At 39.1% G+C, this 16,459-nt stretch carries 20 protein-coding genes and 1 tRNA gene; 14 read left to right on the top strand and 7 right to left on the bottom strand.

From position 1 onward, the window contains the following. Nucleotides 1-1,105: YgiQ family radical SAM protein (locus NTV63_00500; protein ID MCX6709423.1), on the bottom strand; the 1,105-nt coding region annotated here is incomplete at its 3' end. Between the two features lie 262 nt (nucleotides 1,106-1,367). Between NTV63_00500 and NTV63_00495 the strand changes: the two genes are divergently transcribed. Genes NTV63_00495 through NTV63_00475 form a run of 5 tightly spaced genes read left to right on the top strand, consistent with a single transcriptional unit; the run spans nucleotide 1,368 to nucleotide 5,448 of the window. After that, complete coding sequence (locus tag NTV63_00495) at nucleotides 1,368-2,021, top strand: PIG-L family deacetylase (protein MCX6709422.1); 654 nt, start codon at nucleotides 1,368-1,370, stop codon at nucleotides 2,019-2,021. Nucleotides 2,022-2,047: 26 nt separating this feature from the next. Beyond that, nucleotides 2,048-2,698, top strand: a complete 651-nt coding sequence (locus tag NTV63_00490; protein ID MCX6709421.1) for a WbqC family protein — start codon at nucleotides 2,048-2,050, stop codon at nucleotides 2,696-2,698. Nucleotides 2,699-2,707: 9 nt separating this feature from the next. Beyond that, complete coding sequence (locus NTV63_00485; protein MCX6709420.1) at nucleotides 2,708-3,841, top strand: glycosyltransferase family 2 protein; 1,134 nt, start codon at nucleotides 2,708-2,710, stop codon at nucleotides 3,839-3,841. Continuing rightward, nucleotides 3,777-5,012, top strand: coding sequence for a transglycosylase SLT domain-containing protein (locus NTV63_00480; GenBank protein MCX6709419.1), 1,236 nt, complete (start codon nucleotides 3,777-3,779; stop codon nucleotides 5,010-5,012). The genes NTV63_00485 and NTV63_00480 overlap by 65 nt, the downstream gene beginning before the upstream one ends. Further along, a complete protein-coding gene (locus NTV63_00475; GenBank protein ID MCX6709418.1) occupies nucleotides 4,999-5,448 on the top strand; it encodes a GNAT family N-acetyltransferase in 450 nt (149 codons plus the stop codon). Before NTV63_00480 ends, NTV63_00475 begins: the two co-directional genes overlap by 14 nt. 68 nt (nucleotides 5,449-5,516) lie before the next feature. Here NTV63_00475 and NTV63_00470 read toward each other — a convergent pair. From NTV63_00470 to NTV63_00450, 5 genes are all read right to left on the bottom strand, one after another. Further along, a tRNA-Arg gene (locus tag NTV63_00470) sits at nucleotides 5,517-5,590 on the bottom strand. 68 nt (nucleotides 5,591-5,658) lie between these two features. Beyond that, nucleotides 5,659-6,630: a sensor domain-containing diguanylate cyclase gene (locus NTV63_00465; GenBank protein ID MCX6709417.1), complete on the bottom strand. Its 972-nt coding sequence runs from the start codon at nucleotides 6,628-6,630 to the stop codon at nucleotides 5,659-5,661. A gap of 168 nt (nucleotides 6,631-6,798) precedes the next feature. Beyond that, nucleotides 6,799-7,089 (bottom strand): DNA-binding protein Alba, encoded by a 291-nt coding sequence (gene albA / locus NTV63_00460; protein MCX6709416.1) that lies wholly within the window; start codon nucleotides 7,087-7,089, stop codon nucleotides 6,799-6,801. Nucleotides 7,090-7,154: 65 nt separating this feature from the next. Then, entirely contained in the window at nucleotides 7,155-7,346 is a 192-nt protein-coding gene (locus NTV63_00455) for a 30S ribosomal protein S17e (GenBank protein ID MCX6709415.1), read from the bottom strand. Nucleotides 7,347-7,470: 124 nt separating this feature from the next. Continuing rightward, complete coding sequence (locus tag NTV63_00450; protein ID MCX6709414.1) at nucleotides 7,471-7,632, bottom strand: hypothetical protein; 162 nt, start codon at nucleotides 7,630-7,632, stop codon at nucleotides 7,471-7,473. 391 nt (nucleotides 7,633-8,023) lie between these two features. On the opposite strand from NTV63_00450, the gene NTV63_00445 reads away from it, so the two are divergent. Continuing rightward, nucleotides 8,024-8,233: a hypothetical protein gene (locus tag NTV63_00445; protein ID MCX6709413.1), complete on the top strand. Its 210-nt coding sequence runs from the start codon at nucleotides 8,024-8,026 to the stop codon at nucleotides 8,231-8,233. Nucleotides 8,234-8,536: 303 nt separating this feature from the next. Continuing rightward, a complete protein-coding gene (locus NTV63_00440) occupies nucleotides 8,537-9,382 on the top strand; it encodes a tyrosine-type recombinase/integrase (protein ID MCX6709412.1) in 846 nt (281 codons plus the stop codon). Nucleotides 9,383-9,968: 586 nt separating this feature from the next. On the opposite strand, the gene NTV63_00435 is transcribed toward NTV63_00440, so the two are convergent. Then, nucleotides 9,969-11,594, bottom strand: coding sequence for a dihydroorotate dehydrogenase (locus NTV63_00435; protein MCX6709411.1), 1,626 nt, complete (start codon nucleotides 11,592-11,594; stop codon nucleotides 9,969-9,971). A 201-nt stretch (nucleotides 11,595-11,795) separates the two neighbouring features. Between NTV63_00435 and NTV63_00430 the strand changes: the two genes are divergently transcribed. From NTV63_00430 to NTV63_00400, 7 genes are all read left to right on the top strand, one after another. After that, entirely contained in the window at nucleotides 11,796-12,482 is a 687-nt protein-coding gene (locus NTV63_00430; protein ID MCX6709410.1) for an IspD/TarI family cytidylyltransferase, read from the top strand. A 143-nt stretch (nucleotides 12,483-12,625) separates the two neighbouring features. Next, entirely contained in the window at nucleotides 12,626-12,901 is a 276-nt protein-coding gene (locus tag NTV63_00425) for a DNA-directed RNA polymerase subunit L (GenBank protein ID MCX6709409.1), read from the top strand. 8 nt (nucleotides 12,902-12,909) lie between these two features. Continuing rightward, nucleotides 12,910-13,467 carry a TIGR00296 family protein gene (locus NTV63_00420; GenBank protein MCX6709408.1) on the top strand — a complete coding sequence of 186 codons (558 nt, stop codon included), beginning with the start codon at nucleotides 12,910-12,912 and terminating at the stop codon, nucleotides 13,465-13,467. Between the two features lie 169 nt (nucleotides 13,468-13,636). Next, complete coding sequence (locus NTV63_00415) at nucleotides 13,637-14,221, top strand: hypothetical protein (protein ID MCX6709407.1); 585 nt, start codon at nucleotides 13,637-13,639, stop codon at nucleotides 14,219-14,221. A 74-nt stretch (nucleotides 14,222-14,295) separates the two neighbouring features. After that, entirely contained in the window at nucleotides 14,296-14,895 is a 600-nt protein-coding gene (locus NTV63_00410) for a hypothetical protein (GenBank protein ID MCX6709406.1), read from the top strand. 8 nt (nucleotides 14,896-14,903) lie between these two features. Further along, nucleotides 14,904-15,503, top strand: a complete 600-nt coding sequence (locus tag NTV63_00405) for a hypothetical protein (protein MCX6709405.1) — start codon at nucleotides 14,904-14,906, stop codon at nucleotides 15,501-15,503. A gap of 59 nt (nucleotides 15,504-15,562) precedes the next feature. Next, nucleotides 15,563-16,411, top strand: coding sequence for a hypothetical protein (locus NTV63_00400; GenBank protein ID MCX6709404.1), 849 nt, complete (start codon nucleotides 15,563-15,565; stop codon nucleotides 16,409-16,411). Nucleotides 16,412-16,459 lie beyond the last annotated feature (48 nt).

Genomic DNA, 16,459 nt, shown 5'->3' with positions numbered 1-16,459 from the left:
CGCTTCTTATGAAAATCTTTTTTACTCCGGGAATCTCCCTTGCCTTTCTCAAGAGTTCAATTATTCTTTTATGGCTGGCTTCAATTTTGTCGCATGAAGCATTCCTGCTTTCAATGTCTAAGCCATACATATTGGCAGATGGTCCTCCCAAATCGTCAATATATCCCTTGAATTCCGGGTGTTTTGTGATTCTCTTTATTTCAGAGAGTATGCTCTCCTCGCTTCTTGAGATTATTTTTGTGCCCTGGTGAAGCGCAATTGAGCAGAAATTACAGTTCCCAATGCATCCGCGATGCGTTATGAGAGAGAACTGCGCAAGTTTCAGGAGTGAATTCGGCGAAAGCTTCCTTGAATATGGAAGCGAGTAAATCCAGTCTAAATCATCGCTTGTGTAATCTGGAAACTGATACTGAAGAACATAGTTGTTGTCATATTTCTGGCATATGTTCATGTAATTTGAGAATTTTACCTGCATCTCACAGAACTTCTCTTTTGAATCAGTGATTTCCTGAAATGATGGAAGCCCGATAAATCCGGATGGCATCTCCTTTGAGAGGATGCATGTCCCAAGAATTCCTTTCAAATCTTTTCCGGATTTTATTTTTTCAGCAATCTCAAGAGTCTGTTTTTCACCGTTCCCATATACAAGTATGTCTGCTCTTGAATCAAGAAGGATGCTTCTTCTTATGTTATTGTCCCAGTAATCATAGTGGGCGAACCTTCGAAGCGATGCCTCAATTCCTCCAATAACGATTTTTGCGCCCCTGAAATATTCCCTGACTTTGTTGCAGTACACAACAACTGCCCGGTCAGGCATTAGTGAGTTCTTGTTGTGGACATCTTCATTCCTTCTCTTCTTGAGAGGAGTGTAGTTGTTGAGCATTGAGTCAATCGAGCCCGATGTAATCCCGAAGAAAAGATTAGGCGCGCCTAATCTTGTGAAATCCTCTTTTTTCTCCGGCTTCTCTATTATCCCGACCGAGAATCCCTTTGCATCAAGCACTCTTGCAATAATTCCTGCCGGCGAGAGAGGATGGTCATCATAGCCCTCGCCAGTGATTAGGATTACGTCAAACTGCGAATCCTCTTTTTTTAATGATATCATTATATTAAAGGTGAAGAGTTTCAGAATAAAAAGGTTTGGATGATTGAAGATGCAGGAAAGGTTTAAAACTGCTGTCACTATAACAGACGAATTGCTCTTTTATCCCGTCGGAGAATCTTATCAATCCTTAAATACAACTATTTCTTTATCTAAAAATTTATAAACTATTTTCTACTAATTAATAGTGATAGATTGGGGTGTTAGAGCATTTTAAGGTTTAATTAATTTAATCTCTGAAGAAAATGAGGCGATTAAAATAGAAATGGAAAAAAGGAAGAAGGTAATTGCAATAAGTGCGCATCCAGATGACCTAGAAATTGGGGCAAGTTTCGCAGTAATGAATTACGTGCGTGAAGGCTATGAAGTTTACTCTATTCTTGTAACAGACGGAGACAAGGGCGGAGACTCAGCAGTCAGGATTAGGGAAGCAGAGGAAGCTGCAAAGGTGTTGGGGATAAAAGACATCTTCCGCCTGAAGTGCCCAGACACCAACCTGCCCAAAGAATCAAAGTTGATTGAGAAATTGGAATCGTTTTATTACAAGTATTTGCCTGAGGTGGTTATCACTCATACTACAAAAGAGAGGCACAAGGATCACGTCCAAGTTTCAAATGCTTCGAGAATTGCATTCCGAAAGTCCTCAACTATAATTATGTTCAGAAGCGTTTCCGGGCTTGTTGAATTCAGCCCCCATCTTTTCTACGTTGGCGATAAAGATGACCTTGAGAATAAGATAAGGGCATGCAGCTGCCACAAAACTCAGGTTGAAAAAGGGATACTGGATTTAGAAGTTATCCAGGCAAACGCCATTTTCTGGGGCAATGTCTACAATCCTTATGAGAAAAAGTATGCTGAGCCATTTGAAATCAATCATTATGGAATGATACTGAAAAAGCAGGGGGGGCGTTTAATATAATACTGTCAGGACATCAGCCAAACTACATTCCATATCTTGGATTCTTTGACAAGATAGCTAAAAGCGATCTTTTCTTCATACTTGATGACGCGCAGTTCAGCAAGGAGGACTTCCACAACAGGAACAGGATAAAAACAAGAGAAGGTTCAAAATGGCTTACAATTCCTGTTGAGAAAAAAAAGATTCCTCTTACGGAAACTAGGATAAAAAATGAAATTCTCATAAGCGGAATGGAATGGGAAAAGTACCATCCAATGCTTATCAAACAGAGTTATGCAAACACGACTTTCTTCAAAGAATATTTTTCTAATCTTGAGAAAATTTATGATAAAGTAGCAAAGGACACCCCAATGCTTTCTGAGAATAACATGCTGTTTATAGAGTATCTCTGCGATGTATTCAGGATAAAAGTTCCAAAAATCCGCTCAAGCACCCTTGGAATAGAAACCCAAAGAAGCCAGAGGATAGTTGACATATGCAAAGTATTGCATGCTGACACCTATCTCAGCGGGGACGGGGCAAAGAACTACCTTGATGAGAAGCTCTTTGAGGATAATGATATAAAGCTTTTTTATCAGAACTACAATCATCCTTTGTATTCTCAGGCAAACGGAGATTTCATTCCTTATATGGCGGCGATAGACTATCTTTTCAACTGCGGGGCAAATCTTCCCTGAGGAGAAAAAATGAGCCTTACCCTTGGAATTGACTTTGCCTCTTTTATCTACAGGAAGCTCAATCCAATTCCTGAAAATGATGAAACAAAGAATCTCAGCGTGAGCGTTATAATTCCTGCTCATAATGAAGAGAAGAACATTGATGCTGTTGTTGATGCAATATATGCTCAGACTCTAAAGCCAAAGAATGTAATGATTGTAAATGACAATTCTTCTGATAATACCCATGAAAGATGCCTTGATATTTACAGCAAGCACAATAATCTTTTCTACATAAAAAATCTGATAAATGCAGGAAAAGCCATGAGCATAAATCATCTTGTAAAGAAATACTATGGCGCGCTGGGAGACATTGTATACATAAATGACGGCGATCTTCTTCCGGACCCAAAATGCCTAGAGGAATTGGTAAAAGGGTTTTATGATGAGAATGTTGCTGCAGTAACCGGATTTCCGACATTGATTGCATCGGGCTCGTTTCTAAGCAGGCAGCTTACCTACGGGAAGGAATGGCAGATTAGGGTGATGTCATTCAGAAAAGTCGGGCAGGCAGCAAGAAACGGCATGTATGTTATGTGCGGAGCAGTCACCGGATACAAGAAAGATGTTCTTCTCAAGTATCCTATTCCAACAAGAACTCAGACAGAAGACCTGGATTACACCTGGGTTCTTCTCGAGAAGGGCTACAAGCTCGGCTTCCAGGAAAAAGCGACATGTGTTTCCTATGATGTAAGGGGGCTGAAAAACCACTGGAAGCAGACAAGAAGGTGGCACAGGGGCGCATGGCAGGCAATTTACTCGCATGCAGGGCAGTTTAGCAATGCAAAAAGCCTTCTTTACACCACGCTTATTCCATTCTGGACCGAGGCTGTCCTTTTCACAGCAAAAACAGCAGCGCTCCCAATGATATACAATTACAGCCCTTACCTTGTTGGCGGGCTTCTTGCAGCAGAGGTTACGGTTAATATCGGGATTACTCTCGCAAGGGAGCCTAAATACCTGAAATACATGCCTGCTGCAATGCTATACACCGGGGTATGCCTTGTAAGTTATCTCATTTCAGGAATCCAGACAACTTATGAAAAACTCACTCACCAGGAAGAGAAATGGAATAATAGGTGGAATAAAAATGTCAGGAAGTAAAAGGTCCAAGGCAAGAAGAGCCTTCAGCGTAACAGTTGCATCAATATTGGGAGCAGGAATAATATATGCTGCAAACATCGGTGTCCCAAGCCTGATTATAAAAAATGTTAATCTTAAAAAAGCAATGGAATCCGTGACAATAGTTGCTGAAGCAGAGAGGAATAGTGAAGTTCCAGAGAGCACTGGAATATCCGAAATAAATGATGATTACCCAAATGACATAACAAAACTTTTCACAAAGCGTGAAAGGCTCATTGACATTTCATATGAAGTGAAAAATCTTGAGAATATCCTGATTGACAAGAGCGATAAAAGTCCTAATGAGTTCCAACCCGAAGAGATAAGGCTTCTTGCAAGATTCGTTCCAATAAAAAGCCTGATTGAAAAATATGCTCCTCTTTACAGGATTGACCCCATATGGTATTCAAGGATTCTGATTGCAGAATCAGCACTGAACCCAACAAGCTACAATGAAATTTCAAAAGATTATGGAATTGCCCAGCTAAAAAAAGAAAGGTATGAACTTGCAGAAAAAGAGCTTCTTGACTTGGACAGCAGGTATTTTTCAGGAAGGTCTTTTACCGATAACATTTACAATCCTGAGACAAACCTGATATTCGGGCTGGGGCTTGTGAGGATGAACATAGATGACAATGCTCTAAAAAACACAGATTATGATGTCCTTTCTGTAATGTACAATCTTGGATACAGCGGAATTGACAAAAACGGCAATTTCAATGAAGCGGCAAAAACCTATCTTTCCTACATCAACAAAAAGAAAACAATAACAAGCGAAATAATAAGCGCTTTTTCATATGCAAAAACCCCTGAAAAAATCACAGATGCCCGCGTTAAGGCAATACTCTCAATATATTCAAAGGGATACTCAACAGAGAAAGCATATGATGAGATTCTCTCATTTTATATGAAAGAGATAAAAAAGCCCTATGAGAATGAGCCCTGGTGGCTTGCTGTGACCCTTGATGAAGCAGGGGCATATGCTAACACTATGCAGAAAGCATACGGGCACAATGAAAAAACCAATCTTGATGAAATAGTCAAGCGCACAAAAGAAGCCCAGATTGACCCAAAAACAGAGCTTGGAAACTATCTCCTGGAAATTTATGAGAGAAACAAGGAATTTGCAGGGTGGAAAAATGCAAAGGGCTGAAGATTTGAAAATCGGTGTGCTCTCAAAGCAGTACATGGAAAACAATCTTGAAAGCATAATGCTTATTGAGCGGGATTATCCCGAAATCTGGCTCCCAGAAAACTTTTTAAGGGACTTTCCAAAGAAATGGGAGCTAAGCAGATATGCTGAACTTGAAGAGACGCCAGTGGGATTTGTAATCGCTTCTTTAAAGGAGGATTCAATATCTCTTCACAGGTTCATGGTTGACCCGGATTACAGGGACAAGCACATCGGGGGAATTCTTTACAGCAATTTTGAGGCAGGATGCAGAAAAGCGGATGGAGTAAAAAAAATAACCCTGAATGTGTTCTCAGACAACAGCGGCGCAATCAGATTTTATGAGCGCCTCGGATACAGGATATTTGATGAAAAATCATTAGCCATGCATTATGGAATGGAAAAAATCCTGAAATAAAGCGAGCCAGCGAGGCAGCGCGAAAATATGCGAATTTTCGAGCCTCTTGGCTCGTTCGCTATCGCTCACGAGCCAGCGAGGATTTGAACCCCGGTCATCCGGTCCGAAGCCGAACGCACTATCCAGGCTATGCTACTGGCCCATTATTAATGCAATATTAATGTAATCGGAAGTTGTATTAAAAGCTTTTCTAAATAGAAGTTGGATTAATTACCTGTTCTTTATATATTCAAGAATTTTGTAATGGAAAGGAATTCCGTTTTTGCTCTTGTCCTCATACATCCTGGAATCTGCATCGCAGAGCAGCTGTTCTATCTGCTTATTCCCACTTTCTGCTGTTGCAATTCCTAGAGATATGTGAAGCGGAATCGCATTATTTTCTAAGTTGTAATTCTCAAAGGATTTTCTAATATGTTCTGCCTTTTCCTCTGCAGTTGAAATTGTAGTTTCAGGAAGCAGTATTGAGAATTCATCCCCTCCTGTCCTTGCAACAATGTCGCTTGACCTGAAGCAATCTTTAAGGATGCCTGCTGCCTTAATTATGATATTGTCCCCTTCGCTATGCCCTAAATTGTCATTCACAATCTTAAGCCCGTCTAAATCAGCAGCCATCACGCTTATCGGATAGAACCTTCCTCTGCCCATCCTTTCCATTTCAGCATTAAAAAAACTCCTGTTATAGAGCCCAGTTAGAAAATCATGGGAACTGGAATAGATAAGCTCTTTTTCATCTTTCTTCTTTTCTGTTATGTCTGAAAATAAAATGGCAATTGAATCAGAATCGGGCTTGTATGCTGAGAATGAATACCACCTGTTAAGCTTTGCAATATATTCATCAAAATTTATGGCTTTTCCCATAAGTGCTGTTTCTCTGATTTTTTCCATCATTTCAGAATCAATTATTCCTTCAATTGATTCAGAAATTCTTTTTCCTATAATTTTCTCTTTATTAAGACCGCTCATGGATTCAAAGGATGAGTTAGCATCTTCTATCACTATTCCAGAAAACCTGTGATTTTTATTGTAGACTATCTTTCCGTAAACAAATCCCTGCGGCATATTCTGGATTATAAGACCATATTTTTCTTCATTTTCAGGAGAATGAGAGGGATTAGAGCCAGAACTATCATTCAACTTGCTTCCATTATTATTCATTATCCCTTCAAGTCCATCGTTTTTCATGTTAGTATTAATATAGAAAAGCAGAGAAGTTTATAAACCTTTCGTTTATTAACTACTAATTAGTGACAATAATCCTTTTGAGGTGGTAATTGATGCGATAAAGAGAATAAAGTGAAGACAAGATGAGACATAATCAAAAGAATTTAATGACAAAAAAGGAAAATATGCTTACTGAGGAACTTTCCTGGCAAGTGTAATCTCAATTGAAGAAACCCTGACCTGCTTTCCCTGCTCGTTCTTGAATTCCTCGCTGTCTATCTTTATCCCTGTGGTAACAGCCTGTTCATTCAGGAACCTCTTTACCGAAACCTCAGCAACATCAACAGCCCTGCTTATGAACTTTCCCCTCGCCTTTATTGTTATCTCTTCAGCGTTTTTTGTGGTGAACTGCATCACTACAGCTGTCACATAATTCATAAACGGCTTGTTGCCGATAAAAATTGAGTTGTCTGCTGCCATTTTGCACCCCCTACAAAAACTTCTGCATTCTTTCTTATCCCTGAAATCACTTATAAACGCATGATTTACTCTACCTTTCTCTTCATAACTCTTGCAATGTATCCTGCAATTACATTTCTCACTTTCTTTGAAGGCACATTAATTTTCCTGGCAATAATTCCCTTATTTTTTGAAAAGTCCGTGGTATAGCTGTTCCTGTCTTTCTCAAGAGCTTCTGTTGTTATTCTCTTTATCATTCTTATCTTAATTCTGCCCAATGTAATCCCTCCCTATTTTGGAACTTTAGAGCATTAACTCTATAAAACTGGCTTTATGAGGCAGATATTTAAATCTTTCTAATAGGGACTTTACGTCGGAAATAGCGCCTTTTTTTCCCTATCTTTATTCAACCTTTATTCCATATTTTATCAAGTTAAGCCCTGCATTCAGATTATCAACGCTCACTTTTGCAGTATCAATAATTGGTATATTGGATTCAAGAGAGGTAAAAGAGGCATAAAAATCACTTTTATCCATAGTGCCCATATTGCTTATGTCGTGCACAAAAGCAAATTAGTGAGTAAAACCTGAAAAATCATGAAAAAAACAGCTAAATTTTAGTTAAATAGATAAAGCATAATAGATAAAATTAAATAATCATTAGATAAACTATTATAGAATAATCTCAATACAATAATAGTTATTATTAATAATTATTAGATTAATATTTATTAAAAAGATATTTTCTAAAATATCTTTTGCATAACTCTTTTCTCTCCTCGTAAAAATTGATAGAAATTTTTAATAATTAATTAAATATTGATATCATTATTTGAGGGGAAAACACCTTCAAAAACAGAAAAATATATAAATAAGATAGTAATTATAATCACTACATAGTAACTAAATAATTAAAAACAATCTTCATAAAAAAATGTTTTGAGAGGGGGTTAATATGAATATGGCATCAATGGACAGGAAATTAAGGATTTCTTTCACAAGAACCAGGATTGACATTGACAACTTCAAGAGAAGCATGAGCGACTGGATACTTTTTCTGGACAGGAATGAGAGGGACCAGAAGGAAAAGATGAGAGAGCTTGAAAGCAGAATAAGGCAGCTTGAAGCCAGGAATTCAATGAAAAAGATACTTTACAGCGAGTAAAATATTAAAAATCATGATATAACCGTTGTTTTCTTTTTTTATTTGCTTCATTTTATTTTTTCTTTTCATTTGCCTTCTTTTTTCTTAAGGCAATTGGCAGGTTTGGCAGTAATTTTTTAGCCCTGTTCTTTGCCTGTTTTATCAATCAAGAACCTGGCTTTTCTGGGAAAAGACAGGGCTTCTTAATGCCAAAGCCCAAAAAAACGAAATATTTATATATATAAGTTCGTATAAGGTATATTATACGAATATAGTCGGAAAGGTAAGCAAGCACGCATTAATTTAAGGACTTGAAGCCATAAAATGGAAGAAACGGAAAAGGGAAGGATAAGAAGCGCTCTAGTTGAGCTTGAGGCAGAGCTTAAGCTGCGGGGCTTCAGCGAGAGGACAGTTTCAACATACCTTTTCCAGAACCTGCAGTTCCTGAATTCAGCAGGAAAGCTTCCTCATGAAATCAGCTCATCTGACATAAAAGGATACTTGGGAATGCTCATATCAAGAAAGAATTCCACGTCGACAGTTGCCCTTGCGAAGGCATCATTGAAGTTTTACTATGATTCTATTCTTAAAAAAGGGATAGTTGATTTTAAAACACCCAAAATCAGGAAAAAGCTGCCTGTTGTGCTCTCAAAAGACGAGGTTAAGGCATTAATAACCAGCGCAAAGAACGAGAAGAGCAGGCTCATAATAGAGCTTCTTTATTCATCAGGGCTGCGCGTCTCAGAGTGCACAAGCCTGAAAATCAAGGATATTGAGGAGAAAGAGAAGCTCGGCTGGGTGAGGAACGGAAAAGGGGGAAAAGACCGGCTTTTTATCCTCTCAGAGCGCCTTGTCTCTGAATTAAAGCATTATATCTACAAGAAGAAACCGAAGGAATACCTGTTTGAAGGCAAGAACGGCAGATTAACCTCAAGAGATATCCAGGGAATCATCAAAAGGAGCGCGAAGATTGCGCAAATCCCCAAAAAAGTCACTCCGCACACATTAAGGCACAGCTTCGCCACCCATCTCCTTGAGGCAGGTGTTGACATCAGAAAAATCCAGGAATTACTGGGGCATGCAAACCTACAGACCACCCAAATTTATACCAGTGTAAGCAATACTGAGCTTATGAAGGTTAAAAGCCCGTTGGATGACATGAAATTTTAAGAAAGTGCATTTCTCGTCGTAAAATTCAGGCAATTTTGCGGGATTTTCTGGCTATTTTCTGAAATTGCTCATTTAAAATGATTAAAAAGTGATGTTTTTTCTTATAATATTCTATTATTTCTTCATATTTATTTTATTGATATTTTTAATAAATAATTAAAACTTATTAGAAATATGATTATTAAATAAATTAATTTTAAATTAAAACTTTTAATAAATAATTTTATGATTTTTATTATTAAAATAAAGTAATTCAGTTATTTACTTAAAAGTAAATAAATTGAATTGTTATTATTTAGAAACTATTGAAAATAATCAAAAATCAGAAAAAGGTTCCTGCAGGGATAAGCTTATCTTTGGAAAAAAGAGAGAAAAAATGGGAAAAGAAGGCTAAAAGTGAGGGCCGGAACTTGACAGAAAGAGAAAAAGCATGAAAAAGTGGCTGGAAAGAGAAAAGAGCAGGAGTTTTTGACAAAAAAGGGGTTTGTGAAGGAATTTCAGAAAAAAAGGAAGAACAGAAGAAAAACTGCCTATAGCATGGAGAATAATAGAAAACCTTTTAGGCACTATATGAAAAAGTGAGTGTTTACTCTGGATGCATGAACGGGCCTTCTGTGCAGCTTCTCCTGCCTTTTTCATCAGCACAGCTTCCGCACAGCCCGATTCCGCATTTTGTGAGATAATCAGCAGATGAGTATATAAGCGACGGGCAGGAAAAGCCAAGCTCAATAGGAAGGACAGAATTTATCATTTCCCTTGGCCCGCAGTTGAAATAGTATCCAAATCCTGCTTTTGCCTTCTCGAATAATCGGAGAACATCTCCTTTTTCTCCCATGCTCCCGTCTTCTGTCGAGACAAAGATTTCGCACATGCTCTCGAGCTCCTTTATATACGGAATGTGAGAGGAATCCTTGGCTCCAATCATTGCAGCAATCCTTCCGTGCTTTACGCTGCCTGCATATTTTGCTATCATGGGAAGAGCTGCAATTCCAGAACCACCGCCCACGAGGAAGATGTCGCAGTCATAGTTTATTTCCGGCTTTCTGCCGTATGGGCCTCGTATATAAAGGGAATCGCCTTTTTTCATTGAGTTGAATGCCTTTGTGAAGCATCCCCTTTCCAGAACTCCGAGAGTTACTGGATTATTGTTTACGAGGGAAAACGGCTTTTCGCCGATTCCTGGAATCCATGCAAAAACAAACTGCCCTGCTCCTGCATCAGGAAGGATTAAGTCAGTTGAAATTGTCTTAAAATCAGGCGCGTGCATTAATTCCTCCTCAATCCTCGTCTTATGATAAGTTGTGTCAGGATAAATCAGGAGAGAAGATGCGTTGTTTTTTCCGCTTCTCAAATCATTTGCAAGCTCTGAGAAATATTTTTTCAGCATGCTGTTGTCAAGCCCTGAAAGAGCGCTTCCTATCCCGAATATGTCTGCGCCTGAATCATAATACTGCTCAACATCCCTCGCGCAGCTTATCCCGCCGATTCCAATAATTATGGGCTCTTCTCCGACAGCCTTTCTTATTTCAGAAACGCATCTCAATCCTATTGGAAGAATTCCAGCCCCTGAAAGTCCGCCGGATTTGTTTGATAGAACAGGATTTCTGTCAATTAAGTATTCACCCGGGCCCGCTGTGTTTATTGCAGAGATTCCATATGCACCTCCTTTCACAGCGAGGATTGCTGCTTCTGATAAATTATTGGTGTTTGGACCAAACTTTGCAAACACCGGCTTTTCAATATTCTGGCAAACCAGGCTTGTTATCTCATAGACAAGAAGGGGATTCTCTCCAATCTGGCTTCCATAATTAGCTACATTTGGACAGGAGAAGTTAAGCTCAAATCCATCCACAAAATCCTCAAGGATTTTTGCAACCTTGACAAATTCGCCTGCATCTTTGCCGAAGATTGATGCGAGCAGAAACTTATCTTCGGGAAAATTAATCTCTGAAAGCTCTTTTGCAAGCTCATCTGCACCTGGATTCGCGAGCCCAACTGCATTTATGAAGCATCCCCTGCTGTATTCATGGATTATCGGCTCCAAATAGCCCTGCCTAGGTTCAATTCCTGTGCTTTTTGCCGTTATAATCCCGATTTCAGGAATCTCATTTGCAATAACCTCAATGCTTGACGCTGATGTGGTGATGATTCCAGAGGGTATTGTAAATGGAAAAACTGATTTTTCGCCAATCTTTATCTTCTTAATCTCCATTTCAATCAAGCAAATTAAATTCCTTATTGCTTAAATATTTTATTAGAAAGGTTTATAATTAACAGATTGCAGATGAGGATGTGTGCAGGCAGCAGTGCTTCGCAAACTGCCTTTCAAGGAGCATGGAATTTTCAAGGGCAGAATTTGCCCTGACAGGGGATGCGCCCTGCAACAAGTGCACATGCTTCTGCAAAAACTAAAATGATAGATGCAATTATTGCTGCAGCGGGAAGCTCCGAGCGGTTCGGAGAGGATAAGCTTTTCCTGGGTATCCTAGGAAAGCCAGTTGTTTTCTACTCAATAGATTCCTTTGAAAATTCCTCTGTTAACAGAATAATAATCACATCGAGAAAAGACAAGATTCCTTATCTTCAGAGGGTCTCTTCATCCTGGAAAGACACATATAACTGGAAAAAAGAGATTATGCTCTGCGAGGGCGGAGGCACAAGGGCTGAATCAGTGTTCAATGCGCTCAAGATGAGCTCAGGCAATATTGTTTCAATTCACGACGGGGCAAGACCTCTTGTAACTCCTGAGCTGATTAATCATTCAATTGATGACTGCATAAAATACGGCTCATCTGTTGTTGTGAAAAAGCCTAATGACGCAGTTAAAATGAGAGTCAGGGGGAATATTGAAAACATTGACAGAAATTCAGTGTATCTTGCTGAAACACCCCAGACATTTCCAAGGGATAAGCTTATCCATGCTTATGAGCGGTTTTTTTCCGAGAATCCGAATGCATCTCCGGCTGATGACTGTGAAGTGTTCTCTAAGTATTACCCTGTGCATTTCACAGAGAACTCTCAGATAAATTTAAAGCTCACAATTCCTTCTGATCTTGACGGCATATTAAAATTGATAGAGAAATATGATGCAAGGATATGATAAGGAAATAAAAATAATTCATGATGGCTTTATTAGAAACCTTTATAAAGAAATTCATTTTCCACAATTCTCAGTTGTCAAAGTAAAATCCGTCAACAAAACCTAAAGATTACTGAGAGAATATTGAAAGAAGGTGGTTTTAAATGGAGATTAAAGTTCTGGAAGAAAGCGAAAAGAAGATGAGGTTTGAGCTTATAGGCGAGGGGCACACCCTCTGCAATGCGCTTCGTGAAGAGCTCTGGAATGACGAGCATGTTAAGATAGCCGCTTACAAGATAAAGCACCCTCTCATAGGAATCCCGGAATTCATAATTGAGACAGATGGAAAAGAAGAGCCGGCAAAAGCCCTCATTGCTGCAGGAAAAAGGCTGAAGAAGCTCAACACCGGCTTTGATGAAGAAGTTAAAAAAATAAAGTAGTTCCAAAAATGCCCAGTTCAGAAGAAAGGAAAAAACTGCTGAAGCTTGCAAGAGAATCAATTGAGAGCTGTTTTTCTGATTCAAAAGTAAATATAAACCCTGAAATAAAGAAAAAATTCTCAAGTGAGCAGGGCGTATTTGTAACATTAAAGAAGCACGGAGAGCTCCGCGGCTGCATAGGGTTTCCTGAACCGGTGTTTCCGCTTTATGATGCGATAATGAAGGCTGCAGAGGCTGCTGCATTTGAGGATCCGAGGTTTATCCAGGTTTCAAAGGAAGAGATGAAGGATATAATAATTGAAATCTCAATTCTTTCCATCCCTGCACTTATTGAAGTTAATAATCCCAATGACTACTTTAAGGAGATTGAGGTTGGAAGAGACGGGCTGATTGTAAAATACCGGGGCTTTTCAGGGCTTCTTCTTCCCCAGGTTGCTCCTGAGCAGCGCTGGAATGTTGTCCAGTTTCTTGAGGGAACATGTGAAAAGGCAGGACTTCCAAAAAATTCCTGGAGGAACCCAAGGTGCGAGATTTACAGGTTCCAGGGGGAAGTTTTTTCTGAGTGAAAATCAGAGGGTTTCATGAATTCTAAATATGCCGGAAGATTCAGAAAACTTTATAAATTCAAGGCATTATAGTTACTAAAAAGGGGTGAAACAATAGATGTTAGTTTCACCTGAGGCTGATTCTTGGGTGGGATTTTTTGCATAGGCGGATTTCAAGGGGAGTATAAAAATGCCAGATGAGCCTGAAATTGATGAAAAAAGCCAGATAATGCAGATGTTTGAATTAAGGGGCATAACAGGAGAAACTCTTGACGAGCAGATAGAAAAATACGGGCACATAGAGCTTATAGCAAGAATAACAAGGGGCAATAAGGAAGCTGCTGACAAGAAACTATTTGAGAAATCTGAGCTTATTGCAAGAAATTTTGGGAAGCCTGAAACAGCTAATCTTTCTGATTACCAAAGCGAGCTTGAAAAAAAGGTTTACGACACCGGAATAAAAGAGCTTTCATTTGACGGATACCTTGATATAGATGGCATGGCAAGAAGCCTTTATGTTTTTGAGACAGACAAGATTAAGATAGGGCTTTTCCTTACCAAGTTTGAAAACGGAACTGAAATGAGCTATGTTGAGATAAGCAAGAAGACCTGCAATTTCGGAAAGGTTGTCTGCGCGATAAGCAGGAGCGTTGAATCCAATTACCAAAAGAACAGGAAGATAAAAATCACCTTGGACAATAAGGAAGTGCTTGAATACCATCCTGGAGAATGGGAAAGCGAGATTGAAAAGATTTACTGCAGCTTGAAGAATTAAAAACAAGATTATCAGAGAGTTTTGAAAGGTGAAAAAAATGATTAAATTAATTATTCATGCATTGGGGGTGCAAAATGACAACCGGAAATGATATTTTAGACAAAATAGGGATAGATGACGGCTGCCTTGAAAGAGTTCTTAGATATGAAGGCGCATCAGGCATAAATGTAGAAAGACTGAATATGACAACATTAGACAAAACTCTTCAGAAAGAGGCTAACTACTTGTCAATACTCTTCGGAAAATACAGTAACGTGTCTATACCCCGTAGTGAACTTGACTTTGGTGCAATGGAGATTGTTGGAAAAAGAGATATGCAGGACAAACGCTACGAGTTCGGAAGCAGGGGATTATCAATTGAAAACATATTTATTGAACATTTAGAGCCTGGAACTTTTGCTCAGCACTTAAGAATAGAAATTCACCCTTTATTTAAAGCATCAGGAGAATATAACCTTAATCAAATTGTAAGCGTATCCTATGAAAAAGGAGATGAGCCTGTAAAAGTAGTGCTTGAAGGACAAATTAAAGATAAAGAGTATCCTCTTAACCAAAAGGAAGACGAAAAGAACCTGGGCGCTATTGTTAAGGCAGTTCATGCTGCCTATAAACGCGCAGTAGACAGCCAAAAACGCCCGAAGGAAATCATCTTTCCCCGTGGCATGAAGTGGTAGTAAAAAAAATGCCTGACTTAACTGGACTAGGGATAACGAAAGCAAACCTTGAGAGGATTCTTCTTCTTGAGGGAAGCAGCAAAGCTGTTTTTGAAAGGAAAATCTCGATAGAAACTGCGGAATTTCAGAGAAAGGCAAATTATCTTTCAATTACCTGCGGAAAGTACAAAGAAGGAAATGTTTCTGAGCTTCACATAAACAAGGTAATCTGCGACTGGTTCAAGGAGTGCTCAGGAGAAACTTACAAGGAATATTTGTTCAAGTCAAGAGGGCTTTCAGTGGAAAATCATTTTTTCTCATGCGAAGACAATTCATTTTTCATCCAGAATCTATACATTGACTGCACATCATTTTTCCAGCAGGAAAACGACTATTCAACTGTGCAGACAATAAGAGTGGATGATAAGAATGACATTCCTATTGTTGAAATAACCGGGGCAATGTGCCCTAAACGAGGAATAGTAAACCTGGAATGCAAGGGTGACCTTCCAGCAATCTCGCAAAAGATTTCAGCAGCCTATGAAAGGGCAGCAAAAAAGCAGGAGTTTCCCTATGATTCAAATTTCATTGGGCATCTCTTAGATAGATTCAAAAGCGGGAGATGTTGAAAATCTCGCAGAAAATCGCAAGGGAACAAGCTTTACGATGAAATTTGGAGGCAAGCAAAATGAAAGATAATGAGGTTAAAATTTACTTAATAGGTCCTTTCGGCGATTTCAGGGATAAAATCATAAGTGAGCTTCCGGAATATTCTTTTGCAGACCCAAGAAGGAATAATCAGGCAAATGTTGCTGAGATGGCTTCATCTGACATGAATGATGCAGAGGGGTGCCCAATCTCGCTTGTTGTTTTTCAGAAATCAAGAGGGGTAATGAGCTATTCTGAGCTCGGCGGCTCAGCTGCGCATAATAATCATATAATAGTTGTTGATGAGAACGAAAAATTTGATCCTCTCCTGAAAGGGATTGCCTCTGAGTATTTCACAAAATTGGATGATGCAATTGATTTTCTTAAGTCAAAGCCAACTATTGAAATAAAAAGGATTGGCTCTGTTCCGAGCAAATATCCTGAGGGCTCTGACGGGATAATTCCCCTTCAGAATATCTATATCTGCGGAACACTTAATGAAAAGCTTCTCGAGATTGATGAGGAAGCTGAGAGACTTGGCAGCGATAAGAGATTCTTTTTCGCAGACCCTGAAAGAACGCTATCTGATTTTCACAACATTATGAAATATGACCTTGTTGTTGCGCGCTTCCCTGCAGACGTTGACTGGGACAGGAATGCATGCTTTATGATGGGCGCTGCCTATGCGCATGACATCTCAATTTTCATGATAGACGAGCATGAGATGAAATACCCTGCTCTTCAGGGCTTGGCAAGAAGATACGGCACATTAGACAACCTTCTCGCATATGTTACAGAAGTAAATGACCTTAACATAGCTAGCGAAGCAAGGAACATGTATAATTTCTTTGCAAGAGAAAGAGAAAAGAAGAATAAGGAAAAGCAATAATGAAAATTCAGCGCTTTTTTTCCTTTTCCATTTTCCAGCATCCTGCCT

It is taken from the genome of Candidatus Woesearchaeota archaeon (assembly GCA_026394965.1).
GTDB lineage: Archaea > Nanobdellota > Nanobdellia > Woesearchaeales > 0-14-0-80-44-23 > JAPLZQ01.
The sequence above is the reverse complement of the archived record's forward strand: the minus strand, read 5'-3'. Positions and strand labels throughout refer to the sequence as shown.

Bases quoted from the DNA above. Each gene is read 5' to 3' on its own strand.
- NTV63_00495 (MCX6709422.1), top strand. From the start codon at position 1,368: ATGGAAAAAAGGAAGAAGGTAATTGCAATAAGTGCGCATCCAGATGAC.
- NTV63_00485 (MCX6709420.1), top strand. From the start codon at position 2,708: ATGAGCCTTACCCTTGGAATTGACTTTGCCTCTTTTATCTACAGGAAG.
- NTV63_00480 (MCX6709419.1), top strand. From the start codon at position 3,777: ATGAAAAACTCACTCACCAGGAAGAGAAATGGAATAATAGGTGGAATA.
- NTV63_00475 (MCX6709418.1), top strand. From the start codon at position 4,999: ATGCAAAGGGCTGAAGATTTGAAAATCGGTGTGCTCTCAAAGCAGTAC.
- NTV63_00465 (MCX6709417.1), bottom strand. From the start codon at position 6,630: ATGAAAAACGATGGACTTGAAGGGATAATGAATAATAATGGAAGCAAG.
- albA (MCX6709416.1), bottom strand. From the start codon at position 7,089: ATGGCAGCAGACAACTCAATTTTTATCGGCAACAAGCCGTTTATGAAT.
- NTV63_00445 (MCX6709413.1), top strand. From the start codon at position 8,024: ATGAATATGGCATCAATGGACAGGAAATTAAGGATTTCTTTCACAAGA.
- NTV63_00440 (MCX6709412.1), top strand. From the start codon at position 8,537: ATGGAAGAAACGGAAAAGGGAAGGATAAGAAGCGCTCTAGTTGAGCTT.
- NTV63_00435 (MCX6709411.1), bottom strand. From the start codon at position 11,594: ATGGAGATTAAGAAGATAAAGATTGGCGAAAAATCAGTTTTTCCATTT.
- NTV63_00430 (MCX6709410.1), top strand. From the start codon at position 11,796: ATGATAGATGCAATTATTGCTGCAGCGGGAAGCTCCGAGCGGTTCGGA.
- NTV63_00425 (MCX6709409.1), top strand. From the start codon at position 12,626: ATGGAGATTAAAGTTCTGGAAGAAAGCGAAAAGAAGATGAGGTTTGAG.
- NTV63_00420 (MCX6709408.1), top strand. From the start codon at position 12,910: ATGCCCAGTTCAGAAGAAAGGAAAAAACTGCTGAAGCTTGCAAGAGAA.
- NTV63_00415 (MCX6709407.1), top strand. From the start codon at position 13,637: ATGCCAGATGAGCCTGAAATTGATGAAAAAAGCCAGATAATGCAGATG.
- NTV63_00410 (MCX6709406.1), top strand. From the start codon at position 14,296: ATGACAACCGGAAATGATATTTTAGACAAAATAGGGATAGATGACGGC.
- NTV63_00405 (MCX6709405.1), top strand. From the start codon at position 14,904: ATGCCTGACTTAACTGGACTAGGGATAACGAAAGCAAACCTTGAGAGG.
- NTV63_00400 (MCX6709404.1), top strand. From the start codon at position 15,563: ATGAAAGATAATGAGGTTAAAATTTACTTAATAGGTCCTTTCGGCGAT.